The organism is Amycolatopsis sp. NBC_00438 (genome assembly GCF_036026695.1).
GTDB lineage: Bacteria > Actinomycetota > Actinomycetes > Mycobacteriales > Pseudonocardiaceae > Amycolatopsis.
Window position 1 is genome coordinate 1,311,839 of record NZ_CP107923.1, and the last position, 17,582, is coordinate 1,329,420.

Below are 17,582 nucleotides of genomic sequence, written 5' to 3' on the forward strand. Positions count from 1 at the left end.
CACTCCTTATGAAGGCGGTTCGGTTAGGCCGGTTGGACGGTCTTGACCGCGAGCTGGTTGCCGGGGAGATCGCCGTTCGCGCAGCCGGTTCCCGGCATGGGCACGAAGTTCGAATCGGTTTCCTGTGGCAGGTAGATGCGTAGTCCGCGCACGGGAGTCGGCCGGCAGATGTCGTCGGGATAGTTGTGCACGTTCACGAACTGGATGAGGGCCGTCGCGGTCTGCCCGGAATTCAGCTTGACCGAGTTGCCCTTCGTGCCGGAGCGGTAGGCCGCTTCGCCTACTTGATGGCCGTCGTCTCCGGCCACATAGGACACTCCGGGAAAGCCCTGCACAGTGCACGGATTCGCTTTGGTGTTGGTGATCAGCAAGGGACGGTAGAGCGAGCCCGCGGCTGCGTCTCCCTCGCCGAGCGCCAACTTGACGTCGCCCGCGCCGCACAGCTCGTTCCCGGCCGGCGCGACGGAGGTCGAGGGGAGCGGCGAGGTGGATTCGGGTGTGGTCGCGGTCAAGGTATAGGTCGGTGAGGTCGTCGTCGGTGGCGCGACCGTGTTCGAAGCGGCAGGGGCCGGGTCGCTGCTACCGCAGCCGGTCAGCCCCAACGCGCCGACCGACACGGCGATGATGGGGAACAGTCGTGGATTCTTCGGGTGATGCACCGGAATTCCTCCTTGTGACGCTTGTGATCCGCACTTCAAGTAGGCCGAGTTCTCGGTCGGCGGCCACGCAGGAGGGATACCCCGGGCCGCGACGCGGGATGCCTTGCGTGACCTGACAGTCCTCTTACGATCCGGGCGGTGGATCGTAAGGTGATCGTCAGGTGCGAGAGGCGGAGGTTCGGAAATACTAGGGGATTGACCTGGAAATGCTCGTCATGTTCGAGTAACAGCATCCGCCGATTCCTTTGTGGTACTGGAAATTCGCCCCTACGTTCGTGGCCACTCGGATCGTGAAGGGGTGCGAATGACGCACGAGGGATGGACCCGCCGCGACTTGCTGCGGCGGACGGCGCTCACCACAGCGGCGGTGCTGGGCGGAGGCGTGCTGATGTCGGCCTGCGAGAGCACCGGCGGTGCCGACGGTGGCAAGGACGCGCTGCAGGCGGCCAAGGACGCCAAGACGATCAGGATCGGCATCGCGAACGAGGCGCCGTACGGATTCGCCGACAGCTCGGGCAAGACGACCGGTGAAGCGCCGGAGGTGGCCCGCGCGGTGTTCAAGGCGCTGGGCATCGACGGCGTGCAGGCCAGCGTGGTCCCGTTCGACCAGCTCATCCCCGCCCTCACCGCGAAGCAGTTCGACGTCGTGGCCGCGGGCATGAACATCACCGGCAAGCGCTGCCAGACAGCGGACTTCTCGGCACCGGACTTCTCGGCGCTCACGGCTTTGCTCGTGCCCAAGGGAAGCCCGCAAGGTGTCGTGAAGCTCGAGGACGTCGCCGCGAAGAGGGTCAAGGTGGCGGTGCTCTCGGCCGCGGTCGAGAAGGGCTACCTCATCGGCGCCGGCGACCGCCCACCGGTGGCGTCCGGTGCTCCCGCTCGCCGGGGCGTGGCTGGTGGTGGCACCGATCGCTCTCGGCTACAACCACGGGACCCCGGCCCCGGCCACCACCGCCAGCGACGTCACGGCCGGAGCTGTCGTGCTGGCGCTTTGGGGTGCCGGCGTCGTCGTGCTGGCCCGCTCGTTGCGCCATCGGGGAGAGTGGTGACCCCGACGGAGCCGGCGGTCATCGTCTCCGGGTACGACGGCACCCAGGAGTCCCTTCGAGCCGTGTTCTGGGCCGCGGCGGAGGCCGATCGCCGGCACAACGCGCTCCTCGTGGCACGCGCCCTGGACTGGAGCTGGCCGGGCGGGAGTTACCCGGAGGTGGCGCTCGCGCCACTGAGCGGGGGAGCCGAGCGGCTGCGCAGCGACGCCGAGGCGCAGATGCGGGAGGCCGTGCGCGAAATCGGCCATTCACCCCCGACCTCGAGGTGCGGACGGTCCTGCTCGACGACGTGCCCGGTCCGGCGCTGGCTCGCGTCGCTGCCCGGACCGAAGCGGTGATGGTGGTGGTGGGGCCGCCGAGCACGGGCCCGCTTGGCCGGGCGGTTCTCGGGTCCACCACCGCCGGACTCGCGAAAGCGTCCGGACGACCGCTCGTCGTCGTCCGAGGTGAGGAACCCGTCGAAGGGACCGCACGGTACCCCGTGGTCGTCGGTCTCGACCCGGCAGCCGACAATTCCGCCGCGCTGGCGTTCGCACTGGACTTCGCCCAACGGCACGCAGTTGCAGTGCACCTTGTCCATGCGATGACCGGCCGGTTCCGCAAGCACACCGGCCCGTCGGAGCCGATGGTGGCCGAGCTGGCCGGCTGGTTGTCCGCTTACCCGGAAGTCCCGTCGCCTTCGAGCTGAGCGACTGCCGAGCCGCGCACGACCGCGTGTACGACATCGAAGTGCACGACGGTGACGCGTAGGTTCCCGGCGGGCAGCTCGTCATACGGCGCGACATGGTCCTGCACTGCGGTGACCACGTCCACACCGTGGAGTACCACGGTGCGACGCACGCGCTCGTCATGAACGGCAAGGCCGGGAACCCCGCGTTCCAGGCCCGGCTCAACCTGACCGAGGACGGGAACGGCTTCGTCGGAACGATGTCCGCCGACGGCGGTACTCCGGTGGCCGTGCGAGGCGCGGGGATCGAGGTCGTCTACCACACGGAACGGCGGCACCCCGGCCTCGTCGTACCTGCCGTGGGTGGACTTCACCGTCAGGACCGCGTGGGTCCAGGGGATTCTGACGGTCACCTACCCGCTGGGCTCCGACGACGTCAGCGACCGGTCCGCGTCACCAAGGTCGACCGGCCCACGGGGGAAACGACACTCGAGATGCCCGCGGAGTTCAGGGGCGCCTTCCGGCCGGACTCGTTCGTGATCGTCCTGGCTTCGGGCAGCCGCTCCTTCGCCGGCACCTTCGACGACAGCGAAGACAACCGTTACGACTGGCGAGGGAACACCGCCGCGCCGCCGCAGGTGACCGCGGCGGCCGCGGCTCCCGCGCGGCCGCGCTGGCCGGCGCTGCGCCCCAGGCCACGCTGTCCCCGCGTGTGGGTGGCGCGGATGTGCGGGAACGCGATCTTTTGGAGTCGACGTAGGAGGTCATGGTGACAGGTTCTCGGGTTTTGCCGCGGGGCAAGGCTGTCGTGGTGGGCTCCGGTGTCACCGAGGAATTCATGGCCGCGGCAGCGTGGGCCGCGGGGGAGGCGGAGGCTCGCGGTCGCCCACTCGTGGTCGTGCGAGCGTTCGACTGGCACTGGCCGCCGATGCCCATACCGACGGTGCCGTCGGTGCCGGCGGATGACGGCGGTGAGGTGTCCGGCCGGCGGTGCAGGTCCAGCTGCCGCGGAAATCCGGCGCGAGCACGCCGGAGCCGACGTCGGCGCGGCGGTGACCGACGGGCATCCGTCGCTCGCCCTGCTGGGCTCGACCACTTCGGAACTGGTGCGCACGACACACCGGCCTGCCGTGGTCGTCCGTGGTGCCGCACCGCGTTCCGGAGCCGATCGAGACCGGGGAAGCCGCGTTGCCGGTTATCGGCAGTCATAGCCGTGGGCCGTTGCGCCGCGCGATGCCCCGCTCGGTCAGCCACTGGGTGCTCCAGTACACACGCTGCCCGGTCGCGGTGCTGCGGGAACTCGACGACGGCGAGAACGACGAGCTGTGAGCAGTCGAGAGAACTTGTCGGGAACCCGGACGTCCGTAAGAGATCGGTAACCGCAGCGCCGGGCACAGCTGGGCGATTCGTCCCGTTGAATGAGGCATCGCGGACGACGAGGAGAACGAGATGAACGGCACGACCCGCCTGCTCGCCCGGCCCTGGCTGATCGGCGTCCTGGTAGCGGTCCTGGTCGCGGTCGCCGCGGGCCTGTACTGGTTCCAGCCGTGGCAGCTGTGGGTCGATGAGACGGTGCAGGAAACCCTTCCGTCCGGCGCGCCGGCGTCACAGCCTCCAATACCGGAGTCAACGTCGTCGGCGCCGGCCTCTCAACCGGCTGCGCCGGCCGAGGTCGCGACCGGCACGCTGATCAGCCACGAGCACCAGACCACCGGAACAGTCCGGGTCCTGCGCGCGGCCGACGGGTCATTCCTGCTGCGCCTGGAAGACCTCGCCACCAGCAGCGGCCCCGACGTACACGTCTGGCTCACCGACGCGCCCGTGAGACCGGGCAAGGACGGCTGGGACGTCTTCGACGACGGCAAGTACCTCGACGCCGGCAAGCTCAAGGGCAACAAGGGGAACCAGAACTACTCCCTGCCGGCGGGCACCGACCTGGCCGGCTACACCAGCGTGAGCCTTTGGTGCGACCGCTTCAACGTGTCCTTCGGTGCCGCCGAACTGACGAGCCGGCCCGCCTGACGGGCGCAGCTCACCCGCACCGGCCTGTCACGGCCGGTGCGGGTGCCGGTCCGAGCCAACCCGCCGGTTCGCCTCCTTCTACGGTGAGGTCGCCGTGGGCCGACGGCTGAGCGTCATCGCCTGGTCTCGCCGGGGGAGTGGGCGCAGCCGGTAGGTGTAGCTGTAGTCGCGGTCGGCGAACAGCTTGTATTCGTCGTGCGTGTGCGCGCCCCAGCTGTTGTCGCCGCCGACGCCCATCTGCTTGTGGTTCAGGCGCAGCACCACGTCTTGGCGGGCAGTGAGCTGGTAGTCGTGCCGCGCACCGACCGACAGGTCCTCCGGCGTGAAGTGCGAGGCGTTGACCTCCAGCAGCGGCTCGCCGCTCGCGAGGAGCCCGATGCCACGCTTGTTGGTCAGCGCGACCCACCGCACGTCCGTCTTGTTGCCGTTTTCCTGAGGGCGGATGTAGTCCGTCCACTGCCCGGCGACCGTCGAGGAGTACCGGCCCACGTCCGAGCCCGTGTTGCGGTCCCAGTGGTTCTCCTCGGGTCCTCGGCCGTAGTAGTCGAGGGTGTCGAATTCGCTGGGCAGGAGCAGGATCGTTCCGATTTCGGGGATGTAGGGCAGGGTCGGCGAACCGGGGTGGAGCGTGTTGTCCACTTTGATCTCGGCGTTGCCGAAGATCGTGTACGTGGTCGTGTACGCCGAGGCGACCGACGTCGGCAGGGTGCCGCTGACGGTCACCGCGGCGGCCTTGCCGGCGAGGGTTTGCACGGTGACGCCGGTGACTCGGCGGTTGGTGCCCGCGTGCCGCCAGGTCGCGTTGCGGCTCGGCTGTCCGTTCCCGATGTCGTTGTCGGTGGGTGCACGCCAGAAGTTCGGGGCCGGCCCCGACGTCACGAGCCGCACCCCGTGGGCCTCGTAGGTGGCGATGAGGCCGGTGTCCTTGGCGATGGTCACGGTGAACCCGTCGCCGGTGACCGTGACGGTCTTGTCGGTGTCCGCGACGACGACGGCCGGTACCTGCGCGAGCGGCACCGGCTGCACCGCGGGGCCGCCGAAGCCGACCGGCAGCTGCTGTTCGGCCACCTCGTGGCCTCGGTCGGCCCAGGCCGTGCGGGTCCGGGTGGTGAAGGACAACTGAAGGAAGTACTCGGATCCCGGCTCGAGGCGGGCCGGGCGGCGGAACGGCACGGTGATCGCCCGGCTCGACCGGGGTGGCACGTCGAGCTGCGCGCGCGTGAGCTGCCCGCGCTGCACGACCGTGCCGTCGGCTACGAGTTCCCAGCTGCCGTCGTAGGTGTTGACGTTGGTGAAGAGGTTCTCGTTCGTGATCGTCACCCGGCCCGAGGTGACGTCGGGGCCCGCGGAGACGTTGATCGACTGGTAGACGTGCTTGACCTCGGTGGCCTTCCCGCCCGGCTGGCGTTCGGCCGTGACGATGCCGTTGGCGCAGAAGTTCCCGTCGTTGGGGTTGTCGCCCCAGTCGCCGCCGTAGGCGAGGAAGGTCCGGTCAGCGGGCTGCTGCTCGGTGTAGGTGGCGGTGGCCGCGTCGAACCAGAACCGGACGGCAGGGTCACGCGGGTCGCGGGTCGTGGTCGTGAGTTCCGCGGCGCTGAGTCCTCGCGCGTACACGTGGGCGGCGCGGATGAGCCCGCCGAACACGCGCTCGGGGTTCTCGGCGTCGGTGCCGAGGGCGAGCTGGACCGCGGTGCTTTCCGGGGTGCGGTCGGTGCCGGTGGTGGCCACGGCGTTGCCGTCGAGGTAGAGCGTGAGCGTGTTCGCCGCGTCGTCGAAGACGCCGGCTACGTGGTGTTCCTTCCCCGTCCAGTCCGCGGGCAGGGGTGCGTTGACCGCGATCCATCCGCCGGCGTAGATGAAGAACTCGAGACTGTTCTCGGAGAGCTTGAGCGAGTACTGGTGATCGCCCTTGGCGATGATCGGCTGGTGCCCACCGACCGCGGCCGGGGTGACCCAGGCTTCCAGCGTCAGCGAACCGGTCAGTTCCAGGCTTTCCGCGGAGGCGAACACCGCACCGCCCGAGACGCCGTGCGCGCGGTCGAACGTCGCGGCGGGTGCGAGCTCGGCGGCCAGGGCTTGGGGTCCGGTCTCGGCGAGCAGCTTGCGTGGCGGGGTGGGCCAGTGCAGCCCCTGGTCCACGAAGTCCCAGATGAACCCGCCCTGCAGGATCGGGTACGTGCGGATGATGTCCCAGTACTCCTTGAGGTTCCCGTTGGAGTTCCCCATGGCGTGGGCGTACTCGATCATGATGTACGGCCTGGTGTCGGACGTGTCGAGCGCGCGTTCCTTGATCCTGGCGGGGGTTTCGTACATCTGGGAGCGGATGTCGCTGACTTCGGGCCGGTTGTCGCCCTCGTACTGGACCACGCGGGTCGTGTCGTAGGAGCGGATCCAGTCGCGCATGGCGACGAAGTTGCTGCCCGCGCCGGCTTCGTTGCCCAGCGACCAGATGACCACGGAGGGGTGGTTCTTGTCGCGGTGCACCATCCGCTGGGCGCGGGCGAGCACCGCGGTGGTCCAGTCCGGGTTCGAGCCGGGGTAGCTGTCCCGGACACCGTGGGTCTCGAGGTTGGTTTCGTCCAGGACGTACAGGCCGTACTCGTCGGCCAGCTCGTACCAGGTGGGGTTGTTGGGGTAGTGGGAGGTGCGGGTGGCGTTGATGTTGAGGCGCTTCATCAGCCCGATGTCCTCGACGAGGTCGGCGCGGGTGAGCGCGGCGCCGTGGCCGGGGTGCATCTCGTGGCGGTTGGTGCCGCGCAGCGTCACCGGCTGCCCGTTGATGCGCATCAGCCCGTCGGCGAGCCTGAATTCGCGGAAGCCGACGCGTGCCGAGAGGGTCTCGACGACCTTCCCGGCCGGGTCCCGCAGCACGAGCACCGCCGTGTAGAGATCGGGCCGCTCCGCCGACCAGAGTTTCGGCGTGCGCACCCCTTGGGTCGCGCTCACCGTGACGTCCTGCCCGGCGGCGCCTGAGCCGAGGTTCACCTGCTGGCTCAACGGACGCGGCCAGACCGGCCGCCGGTCCGCGTCGTAGAGCTGGGTCTCCACGGTGTAGGTGCGCTTGTCCGTGCCGCCGTAGTCGCGGACGTGGGCGGTGACGGCGAGGTCGGCGTTGGTGTAGCCATCGCGCAGCCACGTGTCGAGGCGGAAGTCGCGCAGGTGCACCGCTGGCGTCGAAAACAGGTAGACGGACCGGAAGATGCCGGCGAGGCGGATCATGTCCTGGTCTTCCATCCAGTCGCCGTCGGGGAAGCGGTAGACCTCGACGGCGATCCGGTTGGTTCCCGGCCGGAGATGTTCGGTGATGTCGAACTCGCTGGGCGTGTACGAGTCCTCGCGGTAGCCGATCAGCGTGCCGTTGATCCACACGTAGAACGCCGACTTGACGCCCTCGAAGTGCAGGAACGTGCGCCTTCCCCGCCAACCGTCCGGGACGCGGAAGGTCCGCCGGTACTGGCCGACCGGGTTGAACCGCGTCGGTGCGAAGGGCGGCTGGGCGTTCTCGTTCTGACCGTTGGCGCCCCACCAGGGGTAGGTGATGTTGACGTAGATCGGGAAGTCGTAGCCGTGCAACTGCCAGTTCGACGGAACGGGCATCCTGGCCCAGGAGCTGTCGTCGACGTCGTCGCGGTAGAAGTCGGGATCGCGCGCGTCGGGGCGGTCGGCGTGCTGGAACCTCCACTCGCCGTCGAGGTCGAACCGGTAGGGCGAACGAGTGCGGTCGACGGCCAGCGCCTGGCCGAGGTCGGCGTAGGGCATGAGCGTGGCGTGCGGCGGCTCGGTGCCGATCTCGAAGATCCCGATGTTGTTGTTCCACTCGGGGAAGCCGTTCGGCGGCGCGCCCAGGCCATCGAGCGCGGTCGCCGCCGCGGCCGGGCATGGCATCGTGGCGGGCAGGGCCAGCGTCCCCAGGAGCGCGGCGCTTCCCTCCAGGAACCTGCGACGGCTGAGCCCTGCGCGGCGTGCGGCCGGGTCTGGCGAGACCTGCGACATCGTGAACCACCCCGTTCCTCGACGACCTACAGCGTTACGGGTTCACCCTCACGGAGTCAACACTGTTGATCAGAAACCAACGGAAGTATGTTGATTTATGTTGAGGTGAGCGTGCGGGGTCCGGCGCCGCGCTGAGGGTCCGGCTGCCGGTCGACGAAGAAGAGGAAGCTCAGGCCGAGCCCGGCGCAGGGACGTTCGACATGATCGGGCGTCCGATGATGGTCAGCTGCTGGTCGACGCCGGACGCCGCCGAGGCTGCAGGTTTCCCTCCACGCCACCGGTGCACCCGGACGGTCGTTCGGCCCGGCGGATCTGCATCGATCGCATCACCTGCTCGGCGAGATGGAGAAGGAGCTGAAACCGACCGGGGCGTGGCTCTTCAGCGCCCGGTTGAGCGAACCGGGTGCCGCGCGAGTCCGGCGGCGAGGTGCTGAACACCGACGGGCCGTTCGCGGAAAGCTGAACACTTTCGAGGCCGGCTGGCAAGCACAGGGTGGAAGGGCAAGGCGGACCTACGAGTCCTCCCGGGTGAAGGTCGCCGATATCGCCGCCGGCAAGTTCTGACCGAGCCCCGGCTTTGATCGTTCGGGCTGAGCGGATCAAGGGCAGCTGTTATTTCGCACAAAGGAGAGTAATGCGGAAGAAACGCCACCACCTCCGTGCGGTGCTGGGGTGTCTCATCGCCACGATCGTCAGCCTTTCTGGGGTGAGTGCCGCTCGAGCGGGCCAGCCGGATCGGGTGCCGGTGGCGCATCTGACCGACACCGTGGCCGACCAAATGGTCCGTGAGGGCACCCAAACCGGACCGACCGATCCCTCCACACAACTCAGCGCCCAGGTTTTTCTCAACGGCGACGCCAACGGCTTGGCCGACTACGCGCGCGCGGTATCCGACCCGGCCGACCCCCGCTACGGCCATTTCCTGACACCCGACCAGACCCGTGGCCGCTTCGGTCCCACACAGCACCGGATCGACGCGGTCACCGCCTGGCTGCGCGGCACCGGGCTGTCGATCGTCTTCGTCAGCTCGCGGGGCGTCGTCGTGCACGGAACGGTGGCCCAGGCGGCCTCCACCTTCGGCACGAGGTTCGCGAACTACACCGCCGGGGAGCGGCAGTTCCGCGCGGCGGTGGATCCGATCACCGTGCCCGCCTCCGTGGCGGCCGACGTGCTCGCCGTCACCGGGCTCACCGCCGGTGGCAAGCCCAGCAAGCCCGCCTCCGACGGGCCTCCGCCGGAGGCGGGGACGTTCGCGCCGGACAAAGTCACCGGCCGGGCCGATACGCCGTCCAGTCCGTGCCCCGCCTACTTCGGCGACACGCCGGCCGCCACTCTCCCTCCTGCCTACGGGCATCTCGTCCAGTGGGCCCCGTGTGGCTACACGCCGAAGCAGGTTCGCGACGCCTACGGGATCACCGGCACCGGGCTCACCGGCAAGGGCGTGACCATCGGCATCGTCGGCTCCAGCTACGCGGTGAACGCCCTGGCCGACGCGAACCGCTTCGCCGCGGAACACGGCGAGCCTGCCTTCGTGTCAGGTCAGTTCACTGCGTATGTCGCGCCCGGTGCCGGTACGAGCGAAGCCAGCGGCGAGTTCGGCATGGACATCCAGGCCGCGCACGCGATGGCCCCGGAGGCGAATATCGCCTACGTGGTCGGTTCCGCGGCCATGTGGGGAGACCGGGTGCTGGACGGGATCGGAACCATCGTCGAGCAGCGCCTGGCAGATGTCGTGTCAGGCTCGATCACGGTCGGCCGCACCCCCGGTTCGGCGCCCGATGCGATCGCCGCGTACGAGCGCCTGTTCCAGGAGGCGGCGGTCGAAGGCATCACCATCGATTTCGCCAGCGGCGACTCGGGCGGTGGCCTCGTCGACGGTGTGAGGTCCGTCGAGTATCCGGCGTCCAGTCCCTGGGTCACCGGGGTGGGCGGCACCACCCTGGCCATCGGCCCGCGCAACAGGTACCAGGGGGAAGTCGTCTGGGCGACTTCGAATACGGAGCTGTCGGCGGACGGCACAGGCTGGGAGTACGAACCACCCGGCTACGAGGGAGGTGCGACCGGTGGCGGTACCAGCACCGTGTTCGGTCAACCCTTTTACCAACACGATGTCGTACCAGCGACCGTCGCCGGCACCCCGCCGATGCGCACCGTTCCCGACGTCTCCTCCCTCGCCGACCCAGACCTCGGTCTGCTCATCGGGACGACCGGGTACGACCTGAGCGGCAACCTGGGCTACACCGAGGGCAACGGCGGCGGGACCAGCCTTGCGTCCCCGTTGTTCGCCGGCGTCGAAGCCCTCCTCGTGCAGGTCCACGGTCCGCTCGGTTTCGCCAACCCCGCTCTCTACGCCCGCCACCACATGTTTCACTGCATCCACGACAACCTGGCAGGAACCCCGAACACCATCGCTTTCGCCGTGAGCCGCCGCGGTCAGGTCACACTCGTCACGCCCGGGCAGTACGCGAACGCGTCCCTCGAGTTCGAGCCCGGCTACAACACGGCAACCGGGCTTGGCTCCCCAACTCGAGAGCTGATCGACTCATTCCGGTCAAGGCCGTAGAGCCACCGTGTCGCCTCGCGCCAGTGTCGGCGAGGCGGGCAACGCGTCCCTGCTCCGGATTGGGCTCTGGCCTCGACAAGGACGGGACGGAGGCACGATCCGGGCCGATGTGATGTGGGCAGGACCAGATCGCACCGGACAGATATCGACGGTGAGACGACTTCGCAGGAGCGACCAGGGTTCCCTTGAGCAGGAACTACGAAAAGGCTCGGGGGCGGTCCTTTCGGAGAGGTATGCCATCGACTTTCCTGCCATGCGTTGTTGGACTGCAGGTGGAGAGGGGCGCCGACTCGGTATGTGGCGAGAGTTTGCAAAGGGAGACTCGGCGCACGCCTTCGCGCGGGGTCGGATCCGTTCTGTGCGCTCGTCAGCCGGGCATCGGTGAGGTCGGCTCAGTACGAGAAGCTCTCGCTCGGCCAGCGGCTCTCGAACTCCTCGCGGGCGTTGAGCAGCAAGGCGCCGAAGCTGGCGCCATGCTGCGGATGTTCCCACGGTGAAGGTCGGCGCGAAGTGGTTGTGACGGCGGCCGTTAGGCGACGGGAGCGGCTTCCCATGCCTGTCGGTTTCCTTTCGTGTGTTCGGACGGCGGGGAAACTACGACCGGGTAGCGGTCACCGGCGGCCTTCGGCGTCTTCGGCGAGGAGCAGGTACGCGCCTGCCGTCCAGGTGTATGCGCGGTCGCGTAGTCCTTCGCCGGTCAAGGCGTCGAAGTTTTCGGCGAAGCCCGACTTCTCGCAGGTTGTCCGGAACCGGGAGCTCACCTGCTCGGCGAGGTCCTGAGCTCCGCCGCGGCGGAGACCGTCCTCGATCAGGACCGCGACCGGCGCCCAGACGGGGCCTCGCCAGTAGCCGTCCGCTTCGTAATACGGCGAGGTGGGCAGCTCGGTGGCCGGCCCCACCGCGGTCAGGTGCCGGGTGATGCCGTCGCACAGCCGCTCGAAGACATCGGGCGGCAGGTGCTCGCCCAGCACGACCGGCATGAGCTCGAGTAGACTGGAGCCGGCGCGGAGCGTCCCACTGACCACCCCGCGACTGACGAACCGGGCGCCGTCCCACAGCTCGGCCAGCATCGCGGCCAGCAGGTCGTCGGCCTGGCGATCCCACGGCTGCGCCGGCTCACCCAGCTCGGCGGCGAGCCGGGCCAGCTCCTTCAGCTGCAGGACCAGGAACGCGGCGAGATCGGCTGACTGGACGAGGCGTTCCTCGCGGAACACCGTGGCGTTGTCCCAGCCGCTGTCGTTGCCGTGTTCGTAGTAGGGCAGCGGGTGACCGGGCGGCCGCCGGTGGTCGAGCCAGAACCGGGTCCATGCCGAAAGCTGCCGGTACGTCCGCTCGGCGTCGGGTACCTCGCCACCGAAACGTTCCCGCAACCGGCCCAGGGCCCACCCGTGGATGGGCGGCTTGACGAAGTTGCGCAGCGTCTCCGAGTGGGTGATGGAGTCCGGCAGAGCTCCCTGGTCGTCCTGGTGGTCGAACACCACCTGGAACTGGTCCCAGGCGAGCTCCGGGGCGCCGGAGGCCAGCGCCAGCGCGGTGAAGCAGTGGTCCCAGCTCCACACCTTGTCCATCCAGTGCTTCGACATCAGCACCGCCGGACGGGTGATGAACCCGGCCGGCCGGACCGTGGCCGACCAGATCACATAGCAGGCCAGCTCGGCGGCCGGGGTCCGCTCGCCGCGCCACGGCGCCACGGCGTCGGCGAACCGGGCGAAGTCGTCCGCCGAGGTGGTGACCGCCTCGGACAGGCCCGGCCCGGGCGCGTGTGGCGGCGATGTGGCGATCTCCTCGATCACCAGTTCCCACGGTTCGCCGTCTTCGCCGGTGGCGACCAGCCGTTCCGCCGTCCCGAGCTGCTGGTCGCCCGACCGGCGCTCCTGTCCGGAAACGACGGTGACGCGGAACCGGTGTCCGGTCTCGTAGGAGGTGAACACGGCGCCCCCGGCCGGATCGGGGTAGAGGTAGGTGCCGGTGAAGGGGGTCAGCGTCGGCTCGGTCGCGCTGATCCGGACGCCCAGCCCGTTTCCTGCGATGTGCAGGGTGCTCGCTGAGCCGAACGCCGCGGTGATCTGCCCGTCACCGGCGCTCCACGTGAGCTTCGCCGGCTCCGCGGTGATCGAGGTGGGGACCCGGACGCCACCGGCGACGGGCACGATCGACAGGACCGGGTGCATCCCGTTGCGGTGGGATACCAGGTGAATGTCGTCGCTGTAGGTCGCGAGGCCCACGACGGGAGAGAGGCCGAACCAGGCACCGAACCGGCTGAAGGGGATCTCCCGCACCGAGAACTCGGGGGCCACAGTGGACTTCCTTTCAGTCTTTGACGGCACCGGTGGTGATGCCCGCGGCGACGAAGCGCTGGGCGAGGACGAGGAGCACGGCCGCGGGGATCGACGCGACCACGGCCGTGGCCATGATCGAGTTCCACTCCTGGTTGTTGTTGCCGATGTAGCGGTAGATGCCGAGGGTGAGTGGCTGCAGCCGGCCACCGGCGTCCAAAGTGGACGCGAACACGAAGTCCGACCAGGCCCACAGGAACGAGAACAGGGCCGCGGTCACGAGTCCGTTGCGGCTGGCCGGCAGAACGACGGAGACGAACGACCGCCAGGGCCCGGCACCGTCGATCCGGGCCGCCTGCAGCAGTTCGTCCGGGACGACCGCCATGAAGGACGTGAGGATCAGCACCGCGAACGGTACGGCGATGGTCGAGTCCGCGAAGATCAGCCCCCAGATCGAGTTGGTGATCCCGAGACCGACGTAGATGCCGTAGAACCCCAGAGCCATGATGATGCCGGGGATCATCTGCGCGACGAGCAGGACGAACGCCAGCGGACCGCGGCCGCGGGGCCGGAGCTTGGCCAGTGAGTACGCCGCGGGTGCGGCCAGTACCAGGGTGAGCACCACCGTGCCCAGCGCGATGAGCAGGCTCGTGCCGAAGTACGGCAGTTGTTCGCGCAGTACCCGCTCGTACCCTTCGGTGGTCGGGGACGACGGGAACAAGTCTGGCGGCGACTTGCGCATGTCACGCGCGGGCGTGAGCGAGACGTTGACCATCCAGTAGACCGGGAACAGCATCAGCGCGGTCAGCACCAGGCCGACCGCGGTCCGCCAGGCCGGGCGCCTCATGCCGGCTCCTGCCTGCGCTGCAACCGGATGTACAGCAGACCGGCGGCGAGCGCGAGGAGGATGAGCACGTTGCCCACGGCGGCGCTGGGCCCGAACCGGGGGAGCAGGCTGCCGAACCCGAGTTCGTAGGACCAGGTGGCCAGGGTGCTCGACGAGCCGCTCGGCCCGCCCTTGGTCATGATCCAGATGATGTCGAACACCTTCAGCGTATAGACGAGGCCGAGCAGCAGGGTAATGGCCGAAACCGGGCGCAGCAGGGGAAAGGTGACGTGGCGGAAGGCCTGCCAGCCGGTCGCGCCGTCCAGTGAAGCAGCCTCGTAGACGTCTCGGGGAATGTTCTGCAGGCCGCTGTAGAGCACGACGAGGTTGAACGGGATCCCGATCCAGATGTTGGCGGCGATGACCGACACGAGCGACCAGGACGGCGAGGTCAGCCAGTTGACCGGGCCCGCCCCGACGAGCTGCAGTCCGGCGTTCACCAGCCCGGACTCGCTGTTGAGCAGCCAGGCCCACGTCGACGCCGACACGATCAGTGGCAACAGCCAGGGCACCAGGAAGAGGGCACGCAGCGTCGCCGACAACCGGAATCCGCGGGCGAAGAACACCGCCATCGCCAAGCCGATCACGTACTGGAACGCCAGCGACGCCACCGTGAAGACCAAGGTGTTCACCAGCGCGGTCCGGAACAGCGGGTCGCCGAACACCGTGGCGTAGTTGGCGAACCCGACCAGCGGCGCTCCACCGTGGACGAACGTGCGGACCGTGTAGCCGCGGATGCTCAGGTCGACGTTGGTGAGCAGCGGGTAGGCGTAGCACACCACCAGGTAGGCCACCAGCGGCACTAGGAACGCCCAGCCGACGACCTGCCTGCGGACCTCTCGCGAGCGCATCGGCACCTACTTCGCGGCCGCGGCCTGGGCGTCCGCGAGCGCGGCTTGCGGTGCCTTCGACCCGGTCAGTGCGGCCTGGACCGCGCCCCACAGGGGCTGCGAGATCCGCGGGTAGCGGGTGCCGAGGCCGTCCCCGGTGCGGCCCTTGGCGTTTTTCACCGCGTCCACCCAGACGGCCAGTTCCGGCGCCTGGGCGACCTGCTGTTGCTGAACCGAGGGAACGGCGGAGACGTAGGTGAGGGCGGTGTCCGTCGCGAGCACCTTGTCGGGGTTGGTCAGGCACGCGGCGATGCGTGCGGCCTTGGCTTCCTTGTCCTTGTCGTCCTGGGCGGTGACGGTGACGAACTCACCGCCGGTGGGTGCCGGCGCTGTTCCCCCGGCCCGGGCGGGAATCGGGACGACGCCGTACTCGAAGCCCGCCTTCTTCGCGTTCTGCAGCTGCCAGGTGCCGTTTTCCGCGAACGCGAACTCCCCGGTGGCGAACTCCTGCCAGCTCGTGGTCTGAGTGTTGTTCACCACCGAGTTGGGGGCATATCCCTTGTCCAGCCACGACTTCCACACCTCGAGCGCGGCGGTGGCGGCGGGGGTGCCCAGGTCGGTCAGTGCCGCTCCGGCGCCCCAGAACCACGGCAGGAACTGGAACGTGCCCTCCTCGGTGCCGATCGCGGAGAACGTGATCCCCTTCTTGCCCGCCGTCTTGACCTTGCCCAGCGCGGAGTCGAGGGAGGCCCAGTCCTTGATCGCGGCCGGGTCCACGCCGGCCGCGGTGAGCACAGTCTTGTTGTAGTAGAGCGCGAGCGTGTTCGCCCCGATCGGCACGCCGTAGGTGTGGCCGCCGACCTGCCCGGCGCCCAGGAGGTTCGGGGACACCTGGCCGGCGTCCAGCCCGACGTCCTCGTTCGCCTTCAGCACCCCGCCTTCGGCGAGCGTGCTCACCACCGGGTTGTCCAGGACCAGCACGTTCGGGGCGGTGCGTTGCTGCGCGGCGAGCAGGACCTTGTTGGTCAGGTCGGTGGTGTCGTAGGACTGGCGCTGGATCTGCACGCCCGCCTCCGTGCCGCACTTGCCGATCACCTGCGCCCACTCCGAGCTCGCGTCGAACTGCGGGTACGGGTCCCACAGGGAGAACGGACCGGCATCACCAGAGCCGCCGGTGCCGGACGACGGCGAGCACGCGGTCAGGGACGCGGCCAAGCCGAGCGCGGCCAGGGCGGCGGGGAAACGGCGGGAGCGGTGCATGGTGGTCCCTTCCTGCGGCTGCGGTGACGACTACATCGAACCGGTTCGATGCCAGAAGGCGACGTCAACGTAGCCTTCACGTCCTGACGGCGCAAGTACGCGTTACGATCGTCGACGGATCGGTCGAACCGGTTCCTATGCCGAACGGAGAGGTGTGGATGAACATCGGGGAGATCGCCCGGCGCGCCGGGGTGTCGCGCAGCACGGTGTCCTACGCGCTCAGCGGGAAACGGCCGGTCTCCGCGGCGACCGTGCGGCGGATCAACGACGTGATCGCCGAGCTCGGCTACCGGCCCAACGCCAGCGCCCGTGCCCTCGCGGAAGGCCGCACCCGGACGTTCGGACTGGTGATTCCCCCGGCGAGCGCCCGGCTGACCGACGCACAGCTGGGCTTCGTTGCCAGCGTGGTGGAGGCGGCCGCGGTGCACGACCACGACGTGCTGCTCTCGCCGGGCGGTGGAGACCACAGCCGGTCGTTCGACCGGATCGTCACCGGCCGCCGGGTTGACGGGGTCATCCTGATGGAGATCCTCCTGGAAGATCCGCGGGTCGAGCGGCTCGGCCAGGCCGGGCTGCCGTTCGTCACCATCGGGCACACCGAGCATCCCGGCGCGCTGTGGTGGGTGGACGTCGACTACGCGGCGCTGATCAGCCGATGTGTCCACCACCTGGCCGACCTCGGGCACCGCGACGTCGTCCTTGTCAACCGCTCGGACGAGCTCGTCGCCGCGGGCTACGGCCCCGCCCTGCGCGCGGCCGCAGGATTCCGCAAGGCGGCCGCGGAACGCGGCCTCACCGCGCACCACGTGTGCTGCGCCGACGAGCCCGCCGCCGGCCTGACGTGCTTCGAGCGGATCCGGGCCGACTGGCCCGATGTCACCGCCGTGGTGACCATCAACGAGGCTGCGCTGCCCGGTGTGCAGCGGGCGCTGCTGCACGCGGGGCTGAACGTGCCGCGGGACTTCTCGGTCACCGGGGTGATCGCCGACCGCCTGGCGGAGGACTTCCACCCGCCGCTCACGGCGGCGGACGTACCGGCCAGGGAGATGGCCAGGCTTGCCGTAGCGCTGCTGCTGGAGCAGATCGGGGACGCGTCGGCCACGCCGCGGCACGCGCTGCTCGAGCCCGCGATCTCCTTGCGGTCGAGCACCGGTGCACGCCGGTAAGGCGGAACCGGTTCGACCAAGTCTCTCTTGATTGCCCGACTCTCTTGGGCGTACTCTCGTCGTCGCATCGAACCGGTTCGAATCTTTCTTACCGCCCGGTCCGGTCGGAGTGTCGATGGTTCACCGGCGAACTTCCGCACCGCCGCCCACGGCGGTCGCTCCACCGAGCTTTCCCCGCGTCGCCGCCGGCCGTCTCTCCGCTTGAGTCCGG

At 69.1% G+C, this 17,582-nt stretch carries 13 protein-coding genes and 1 pseudogene; 8 read left to right on the forward strand and 6 right to left on the reverse strand.

The annotated features are described in order from the left end of the window. Positions 1–23: 23 nt before the first annotated feature. Complete coding sequence (locus OG494_RS06315) at positions 24–659, reverse strand: DUF4232 domain-containing protein (protein ID WP_328452857.1); 636 nt, start codon at positions 657–659, stop codon at positions 24–26. Between the two features lie 304 nt (positions 660–963). Here OG494_RS06315 and OG494_RS06320 point away from each other — a divergent pair, with 304 nt between their 5' ends. The 5 genes and pseudogenes from OG494_RS06320 to OG494_RS06340 all read left to right on the forward strand — a co-directional run bounded on the left by OG494_RS06320 (position 964) and on the right by OG494_RS06340 (position 4,397). Next, entirely contained in the window at positions 964–2,046 is a 1,083-nt protein-coding gene (locus OG494_RS06320; protein WP_328452858.1) for a transporter substrate-binding domain-containing protein, read from the forward strand. After that, positions 1,953–2,396, forward strand: a pseudogene (locus tag OG494_RS48315) (universal stress protein); the annotation flags it as partial. The gene OG494_RS06320 and the pseudogene OG494_RS48315, both read left to right, overlap by 94 nt. 161 nt (positions 2,397–2,557) lie before the next feature. Then, positions 2,558–3,148, forward strand: coding sequence for a hypothetical protein (locus OG494_RS48320; protein ID WP_442874467.1), 591 nt, complete (start codon positions 2,558–2,560; stop codon positions 3,146–3,148). Between the two features lie 370 nt (positions 3,149–3,518). Further along, on the forward strand, positions 3,519–3,704 hold the full coding sequence (locus tag OG494_RS06335; protein ID WP_328458884.1) for a universal stress protein: 186 nt from the start codon (positions 3,519–3,521) through the stop codon (positions 3,702–3,704). Between the two features lie 120 nt (positions 3,705–3,824). After that, positions 3,825–4,397, forward strand: coding sequence for a DM13 domain-containing protein (locus OG494_RS06340; protein WP_328452862.1), 573 nt, complete (start codon positions 3,825–3,827; stop codon positions 4,395–4,397). Between the two features lie 78 nt (positions 4,398–4,475). On the opposite strand, the gene OG494_RS06345 is transcribed toward OG494_RS06340, so the two are convergent. Continuing rightward, a complete protein-coding gene (locus OG494_RS06345) occupies positions 4,476–8,390 on the reverse strand; it encodes a glycoside hydrolase family 2 TIM barrel-domain containing protein (RefSeq protein WP_328452864.1) in 3,915 nt (1,304 codons plus the stop codon). A 342-nt stretch (positions 8,391–8,732) separates the two neighbouring features. Here OG494_RS06345 and OG494_RS06350 point away from each other — a divergent pair, with 342 nt between their 5' ends. Next, positions 8,733–8,954 carry a hypothetical protein gene (locus OG494_RS06350; RefSeq protein WP_328452866.1) on the forward strand — a complete coding sequence of 74 codons (222 nt, stop codon included), beginning with the start codon at positions 8,733–8,735 and terminating at the stop codon, positions 8,952–8,954. Between the two features lie 70 nt (positions 8,955–9,024). Continuing rightward, positions 9,025–10,953, forward strand: a complete 1,929-nt coding sequence (locus OG494_RS06355; protein ID WP_328452868.1) for a S53 family peptidase — start codon at positions 9,025–9,027, stop codon at positions 10,951–10,953. 611 nt (positions 10,954–11,564) lie between these two features. On the opposite strand, the gene OG494_RS06360 is transcribed toward OG494_RS06355, so the two are convergent. The 4 genes from OG494_RS06360 to OG494_RS06375 are packed head-to-tail and all read right to left on the reverse strand — an operon-like array spanning position 11,565 to position 16,205. Next, entirely contained in the window at positions 11,565–13,250 is a 1,686-nt protein-coding gene (locus OG494_RS06360) for an amylo-alpha-1,6-glucosidase (protein ID WP_328452870.1), read from the reverse strand. Between the two features lie 13 nt (positions 13,251–13,263). Next, a complete protein-coding gene (locus tag OG494_RS06365; RefSeq protein ID WP_328452873.1) occupies positions 13,264–14,076 on the reverse strand; it encodes a carbohydrate ABC transporter permease in 813 nt (270 codons plus the stop codon). Continuing rightward, the gene (locus tag OG494_RS06370; protein ID WP_328452875.1) at positions 14,073–14,966 is read right to left on the reverse strand and encodes a carbohydrate ABC transporter permease; all 894 of its coding nucleotides are present in this window, start codon (positions 14,964–14,966) and stop codon (positions 14,073–14,075) included. The genes OG494_RS06365 and OG494_RS06370 overlap by 4 nt, the downstream gene beginning before the upstream one ends. Before the next feature lie 6 nt (positions 14,967–14,972). After that, a complete protein-coding gene (locus OG494_RS06375; protein WP_328452876.1) occupies positions 14,973–16,205 on the reverse strand; it encodes a sugar ABC transporter substrate-binding protein in 1,233 nt (410 codons plus the stop codon). A gap of 158 nt (positions 16,206–16,363) precedes the next feature. Between OG494_RS06375 and OG494_RS06380 the strand changes: the two genes are divergently transcribed. Next, complete coding sequence (locus tag OG494_RS06380; RefSeq protein ID WP_328452878.1) at positions 16,364–17,371, forward strand: LacI family DNA-binding transcriptional regulator; 1,008 nt, start codon at positions 16,364–16,366, stop codon at positions 17,369–17,371. The last annotated feature ends 211 nt before the right edge of the window (positions 17,372–17,582 follow it).